Annotated in this window: 5 protein-coding genes and 1 pseudogene; 1 reads left to right on the top strand and 5 read right to left on the bottom strand. The window is 39.5% G+C overall.

The window, feature by feature from the left end; translation table 11 throughout:
• The coding region (locus tag DK207_RS05305; protein WP_109440255.1) for an aromatic amino acid transaminase at positions 1-920 on the top strand (920 nt) is incomplete at its 5' end.
• Positions 921-1277: 357 nt separating this feature from the next.
• On the opposite strand, the gene DK207_RS05300 is transcribed toward DK207_RS05305, so the two are convergent.
• The 5 genes and pseudogenes from DK207_RS05300 to DK207_RS05280 form a co-directional block, all read right to left on the bottom strand.
• The gene (locus DK207_RS05300; protein ID WP_109440254.1) at positions 1278-1535 is read right to left on the bottom strand and encodes a hypothetical protein; all 258 of its coding nucleotides are present in this window, start codon (positions 1533-1535) and stop codon (positions 1278-1280) included.
• A 213-nt stretch (positions 1536-1748) separates the two neighbouring features.
• Positions 1749-2010, bottom strand: a pseudogene (locus DK207_RS15930) (hypothetical protein).
• Between the two features lie 260 nt (positions 2011-2270).
• The gene (locus tag DK207_RS05290) at positions 2271-3554 is read right to left on the bottom strand and encodes a ribonucleotide-diphosphate reductase subunit beta (protein ID WP_004638040.1); all 1284 of its coding nucleotides are present in this window, start codon (positions 3552-3554) and stop codon (positions 2271-2273) included.
• A gap of 139 nt (positions 3555-3693) precedes the next feature.
• On the bottom strand, positions 3694-3822 hold the full coding sequence (locus tag DK207_RS05285) for a preprotein translocase subunit YajC (protein WP_162540204.1): 129 nt from the start codon (positions 3820-3822) through the stop codon (positions 3694-3696).
• A 74-nt stretch (positions 3823-3896) separates the two neighbouring features.
• Positions 3897-6731, bottom strand: a complete 2835-nt coding sequence (locus DK207_RS05280; RefSeq protein ID WP_109440253.1) for a ribonucleoside-diphosphate reductase subunit alpha — start codon at positions 6729-6731, stop codon at positions 3897-3899.
• Positions 6732-6897 lie beyond the last annotated feature (166 nt).

Genomic DNA, 6897 nt, shown 5'->3' with positions numbered 1-6897 from the left:
TTCAGACACTGGGTGGTTCAGGTGCATTAAAAGTGGGTGCAGATTTCTTAAAAACCTATTTCCCAAATTCAGAAGTCTGGGTGAGCCAACCAACGTGGGATAACCATGTTGCGATCTTCAACGGTGCGGGTATCAAGAGCAACTTCTATCCATATTTCGATGCAGAAACACGTGGCGTTGATTTTGATGGCATGTTGTCGACATTAAAAACTTTGCCAGAACAAAGCATCGTGTTGTTACACCCATGCTGCCACAACCCGACAGGTGCGGATCTAAATCCAGCACAGTGGGATCAAGTGATTGCGGTATTAAAAGAGCGTAACCTGATTCCATTCCTCGACATCGCTTACCAAGGCTTTGGCGATGGTATGGAACAAGATGCTTATGCAATTCGCGCTTTAGACCAAGCAGGTTTGAACTTCATCGTCAGCAACTCATTCTCTAAAATCTTCTCACTTTATGGTGAGCGTGTTGGCGGTTTAACCTTCGTATGTGACGATGCTGAAGCAGCACAATGCACATTCGGTCAGTTAAAAGCAACAGTACGTCGTATCTACTCTAGCCCACCAACAACAGGTGCATGGTTGGTTGATCAAGTATTAAATGACGCTGATCTAAATCAACAATGGCAAGGTGAAGTCAAAGAGATGCGTGAGCGTATTATTAAAATGCGTAGCATCTTAAAAGATGAGTTGACGAAAGCACTTCCTGACCGTGATTTTAGCTACCTAGTCAACCAAAAAGGGATGTTCAGCTACACAGGTTTGACAGGCGAGGAAGTCGATACCTTACGTGAAGAATATGCAATTTACCTTGTACGCAGTGGTCGTATCTGTGTTGCAGGTTTAAATATGAATAATATTTATAAAGTTGCAAACGCGATGGCTGAGGTTCTGGCGAAGTCGGCTATAACAGCTTGAATAGAGTAAAAAAATAGAGCCTGATGGCTCTATTTTTTTATAGTAAATATTCGGTAAAAGACACATAATTTGAGATAAGAGTGTATTATAGAATAAGAGGTTGCGAATAATAGGATGATTAATGTGATTAAAAATATAAATATTTTCGTTTTTATGTAATATAAAATCAACGAAGTTTTAGATGGGTATGGTTTATCATATTTAAGTTAAGGGGGGTGGGATAATAGGGTTTGCCTATCAAAATTGTATTTAATATTTGATTAATTATAAGGGTAGCTTATATCTGATGCTTGTCATTCTCCCATTGTTGTATCTGGACTTTAGCTTTAAATTTGAAAAAATTATTAATTTAAAGATTTAAACATTAAGTTTTTTGATGGGATATTGAGATGTAATATCTTTTTCATCTAAAACAACTTTAATTTCTTCAAATTCAAAATAAATATTTATTGAGCTGTCTTTAAAGCCAACAACCTCAAGGGTGTTTTCATTGCTAGTATAAGTGAAAACTATAGTTGAGAGTGGTTTTATTTCATAAATCATAACCCAAGGCTCTATAATTAAATTAACCACTTCATTACTATTGTTTTTATACGAAAAAATATGTTTTTTCATTAGTTTTTATCTCACCCTTAATTTTAGAATAGTATTTATTAAAATAGCATTTATTAATAGTGTTGTTGCAACTAAAATTTTATCTTTAGGTGTTAGGTTGGGAAATCTAATGTAAAAAGTTATCTTTTTTTAATCAAGATTATACATCTCTATCATTACATGGAAGTAACTTTCTTTTTTCAGAAAATATTAAATAAGAATCAATATGCTTTATTAGTTCCAATGATTATTGAACATTTCTATAATACCATATTCATCTTGCATATATTGGTCGAGTAATATTTTAACCTAACATCGCTTAAATATTACAGCTTTCCATAGAAACTTCTCCTGAATATTTGGGTCAAAAATTAATTCATTGTTGTCAAAGACATTCAATATTATTCTGTCCCCATTCTTCAGCATCCTCTCTACTGATTCTATGATTTATCAGATCATTGAATACTTGTTGTATATCTAATAAAGATATCTTCATTCCAATATTTTCCATTTATATCAAATAAGTAATGTGTTTTAGTACCATTATTAAAATTTAGGCGAATCTGCCTAATATTATCTGAACTTAGTCAAAATAATGGACACGAGTTCCTTCTAAATTAACTCTTTTTTATGCTATAGAACTATTTGCATATTTTTTTATTTACCTTCAAGTACACATTTAGGTAATAAAAAATAGAGCCATTAGGCTCTATTTTTTTAATGACAACTGATGTGTCGTTCAACGGATAATTCAACTTACCAGCTCAAAGCACCGCCAGTTTGGTAGTCTGTTACGCGCGTCTCGAAGAAATTCTTCTCTTTACGCAAGTCCATCATTTCTGACATCCACTGGAATGGATTGGTCACACCAGCAAACTGCTCAGGCAAACCAAGTTGCGCTAAACGACGGTTACAGATGAACTTCAAGTATTCTTCCATCATGCTCGCATTCATACCCAATACACCACGTGGCATCGTGTCACGCGCATATTCGATCTCGAGCATCGTACCTTCAAGAATCATTTGAATGACTTCTTGTTGGAAAGTCGCTGTCCACAAGTGCGGATTCTCGATCTTGATCTGGTTAATCATGTCGATACCAAAGTTCAAGTGCATTGATTCATCACGTAAGATGTATTGGAATTGCTCAGCAACACCATTCATCTTGTTACGACGACCCATACTCAAGATTTGTGTAAAACCACAGTAGAAGAAGATGCCTTCAAGTACACAATAGAACGCGATCAAGTTACGAAGTAAAATCTGATCGTTTTCAGGAGTGCCTGTATGGAAAGTAGGGTCACTCAAAGACTGTGTATATTTCAAGCCCCAAGCTGCTTTACGCGCAACAGATGGAACTTCACGATACATGTTAAAGACTTCACCTTCATCCATGCCCAATGATTCAATACAGTATTGATATGCATGGGTATGAATTGCTTCTTCAAATGCTTGACGCAAAATGTATTGGCGGCATTCAGGGTTGGTGATATGACGGTAGATCGCCAATACTAAGTTGTTTGCAACCAATGAATCTGCGGTCGAGAAGAAACCTAAAGAACGCATGATGATGGTACGCTCATCTTCAGTTAAGCCATTTTCTGACTTCCAAAGCGCGATATCATGGTTCATGTTGACTTCTTGCGGCATCCAGTGGTTTGCACACCCGTCGAGATACTTCTGCCAAGCCCACTCATATTTAAATGGAACAAGTTGGTTTAAGTCCGCACGACAGTTGATCATCGCTTTATCATCAACTTGTACGCGTTGAGCACCCATTTCCAACTCTTCTAAACCAGGCGCAACATCCAAATGTTCTAAGGCTTCAGATGCTCGAGCCAACGAATCGGTTGGATTTGTTGATCTGCTGGTATTGGTTCCAGCGGGTTGTGGAGCTGCCACGCGCGGCGATGATGGCTCTGTAGGAGGTACCATCTGCGTATTAACCGTTTTTTGCGAGTCGAGGGACGCAGACTTGTGTTCAGGTGTAGTCGGTTTTTGCGTATCATCTTCAAAATCGTCCCAACTTAGGATAGACATTTTCGTTCTCTCTTCGTTGTATATAGCTGTTATCGATATCTCTCAACAAAGATATCTGTAATATACGTTTATATTGTGTAAGCAAAATTAAGTTTTACTGATTGAGCTTCAATTTCTTGATGATTGAGATTCACAACCTTTAAGACTTATTTTGCTTACGCTGTTGTTTACGAATGGCTAAAAATGCATAGACCATTGGTACATAAAAGAAAATAAAGGCAAAGATCAGAACAGCTAATCCCAACATATAGTTATGAGTCATAGTCATCACGCTCTTTGCCTCAATATATTTTAATCTTTGAACCCTTCTTATTATAAAGAAAGGTTCATTATTAGATTAAATTACTGACAAGCCTCACAGTCTGGATTGTCAATTGAACATGCCATTGGTACTGGAGCCGCTGTAGTGAAACCATCTTCTTCAACTTGAGCTTCTGGTTTCTTGTCTTCAACTGCTTGTGCTGCAACCACAGGAGCTTCAACTGATGCAGGTTTTACTGCATTAAGCGCGCCTGTATTGATGGTTGATTTCTCAGCAGAAGTTGCACCTAACGCTCGGAGGTAATAAGTGGTTTTAAGACCACGTAACCATGCCATCTTATAAGTGATATCAAGTTTCTTACCATTTGCACCAGCGATGTAAAGGTTAAGTGACTGTGCTTGATCAATCCATTTTTGACGACGTGATGCAGCATCGACGATCCAGCGTGTATCAACTTCAAACGCTGTCGCGAAGATCGCTTTTAATTCTTCAGGAATACGCGCAATCTTCTGAACTGAACCTTCAAAATGTTTCAGATCATTCACCATCACTGTATCCCATAGACCGCGTTCTTTTAATGCACGCACAAGGTATGGGTTAATCACAGTGAATTCACCTGAAAGGTTAGATTTCACATACAAGTTCTGGAATGTCGGCTCAATCGACTGAGACACGCCACAAATGTTTGAAATGGTTGCAGTTGGAGCAATCGCCATCACATTTGAGTTACGCATACCGTCTTTTTGAACTTTGGCACGTAAAGTGTCCCAGTCTAAACGTTGGGTACGGTCAACTTCGAACATACGTTCTGGACGTGATTTCGCAACGATTTCTAAAGAGTCGATTGGCAGGATGCCTTGATCCCACAATGAACCTTTAAATGTTGAGTAAGCACCACGCTCAAGTGCAAGATCGCTTGATGTTTGAATCGCGTAGTAGCTGATTACTTCCATTGATTCGTCAGCAAAATCAACTGCCGCGTCTGAACCGTAAGCAATACCCATTTCATATAGTGCATCTTGGAAGCCCATGATGCCCATACCGACAGGGCGGTGCTTCAAGTTTGAGTTTTTCGCTTGTGGTACAGCGTAGTAGTTAATGTCGATCACGTTATCGAGCATACGAACTGCTGTTTTAATTGTACGTGCTAACTTCTCACGATCTAACACACCACCTTGAACGTGTTGTACAAGGTTGATTGAACCTAAGTTACATACCGCGATTTCATCTTGGTTGGTGTTTAAAGTGATTTCTGTACATAAGTTCGATGAGTGCACCACGCCCACATGTTGTTGCGGTGAACGTAAGTTACATACGTCTTTGAATGTGATCCACGGGTGACCTGTTTCAAACAACATTGAAAGCATCTTGCGCCATAAGTCTTTAGCACGTACTTTCTTGTGGAGCATGTTTTGCTCTTTTGCGACCGCTTCATAGTGTGCATAACGCTCAGCAAATTCAGCGCCTGTTAAGTCATGCAAGTCTGGCGTTTCAGAAGGTGTGAATAGTGTCCATTCAGCATCTTCAAATACACGTTGCATGAATAAGTCAGGAACCCAGTTCGCTGTGTTCATGTCATGGGTACGACGACGGTCATCACCTGTGTTCTTACGTAGCTCTAGGAATTCTTCAACGTCCAAGTGCCAAGTTTCTAGGTAGGCACAAACAGCACCTTTACGTTTACCACCTTGGTTAACTGCTACAGCGGTATCATTTGCAACTTTAAGGAATGGAACCACACCTTGAGACTTACCGTTGGTGCCTTTGATATAAGAGTTCAAAGCACGTACTGGTGTCCAGTCATTACCTAAACCGCCCGCCCATTTTGATAGCATCGCGTTGTCACGCATTGCACCATAAATGTCATACAGATCATCACCAATGGTCGTGAGGTAACAGCTTGATAATTGTGGACGCAATGTACCTGAGTTAAACAGGGTAGGCGTAGACGCCATATAATCAAAGCTAGACAATAAGTTATAGAACTCGATTGCACGTTCTTCTTTATTTTCTTCGTTGAGTGCAAGACCCATCGACACACGCATAAAGAAAAGTTGTGGCAATTCAAAACGTACGCCATTTGAGTGAATGAAGTAACGATCGAATAAAGTTTGAAGTCCTAAATAGGTAAATTGGTTTGAGCGTTCTGGCTGGATTGCTGCTGCCAATTTTGCAAGATCAAAATTCAGAAGGTCAGGAGATAGAAGGTCGAGTTCGATCCCTTTTTTCAAGAAGGTTTCTAATGCGTCGCCTTCTACCGTATCAGTTGGTAGACCCAAGAACTCTAAGCCAGTGCTGACCAGTTCATTACATAATAAACGTGCAGTCACATAGGTATAATTTGGTTCTTGCTCAATACGGGTACGTGTTGCCATCATCATAGTGGTTGCAACATCGCTTTCTTTTACACCGTTATATAAGTTTTTAACGGTTTCATCCACGATCGCTTGAACATCAATCCCTTCTAAACCTGCACTTGCGGTTTCAATTGTCGCAGTAAGTGCATCGAGATCCAAAGGTTGGAGCTGTCCTTTGGCATCTGTAATTTGTAGAGTCGGGTGATGGTTCGCACCAGTTTGCTGACGAGCAGTTGCACGTTGTTCACGATAAATCACATAGGCACGAGCAACTTTTTGTTCGCCAGTGCGCATCAATGCCAATTCAACTTGGTCTTGGATTTCTTCGATATGAATCGTGCCACCCGAAGGTAAACGACGGTTAAATGTGTTCATTACCATTTCGGTCAATTGCGTAATACGGTCATGGATGCGACTAGAATCTGCACCTTGTTGACCTTCAACTGCCAGAAATGCTTTCCCTATCGCAACAGAAATTTTCTCGGCATTAAATGTCGCAATCTCTCCGGTGCGTTTAATGACCTGAAGTTGGCCAGGAGTAGAAGTGATGATGCTCATGTCAGCATAGCTCCATTATCATCTATTTTTATGTTCATAGACCGTTTGAATCGAGCAAAAAGTATGCCACGATATTTGAGGGATAAACACAATACTTAGTGGTTAAAGTTTGTTTTAAACACAAGATACGGGATTTTTACCAGCAGATCAATCCTTGACATTTTAC

Source organism: Acinetobacter haemolyticus (assembly GCF_900406815.1).
GTDB lineage: Bacteria > Pseudomonadota > Gammaproteobacteria > Pseudomonadales > Moraxellaceae > Acinetobacter > Acinetobacter haemolyticus_A.
The sequence above is the reverse complement of the archived record's forward strand: the minus strand, read 5'-3'. Positions and strand labels throughout refer to the sequence as shown.

Coding starts and splice junctions, on each gene's coding strand:
- DK207_RS05280 (WP_109440253.1), bottom strand. CDS start 6,731: ATGAGCATCATCACTTCTACTCCTGGCCAACTTCAGGTCATTAAACGC.
- DK207_RS05285 (WP_162540204.1), bottom strand. CDS start 3,822: ATGACTATGACTCATAACTATATGTTGGGATTAGCTGTTCTGATCTTT.
- DK207_RS05290 (WP_004638040.1), bottom strand. CDS start 3,554: ATGTCTATCCTAAGTTGGGACGATTTTGAAGATGATACGCAAAAACCG.
- DK207_RS05300 (WP_109440254.1), bottom strand. CDS start 1,535: ATGAAAAAACATATTTTTTCGTATAAAAACAATAGTAATGAAGTGGTT.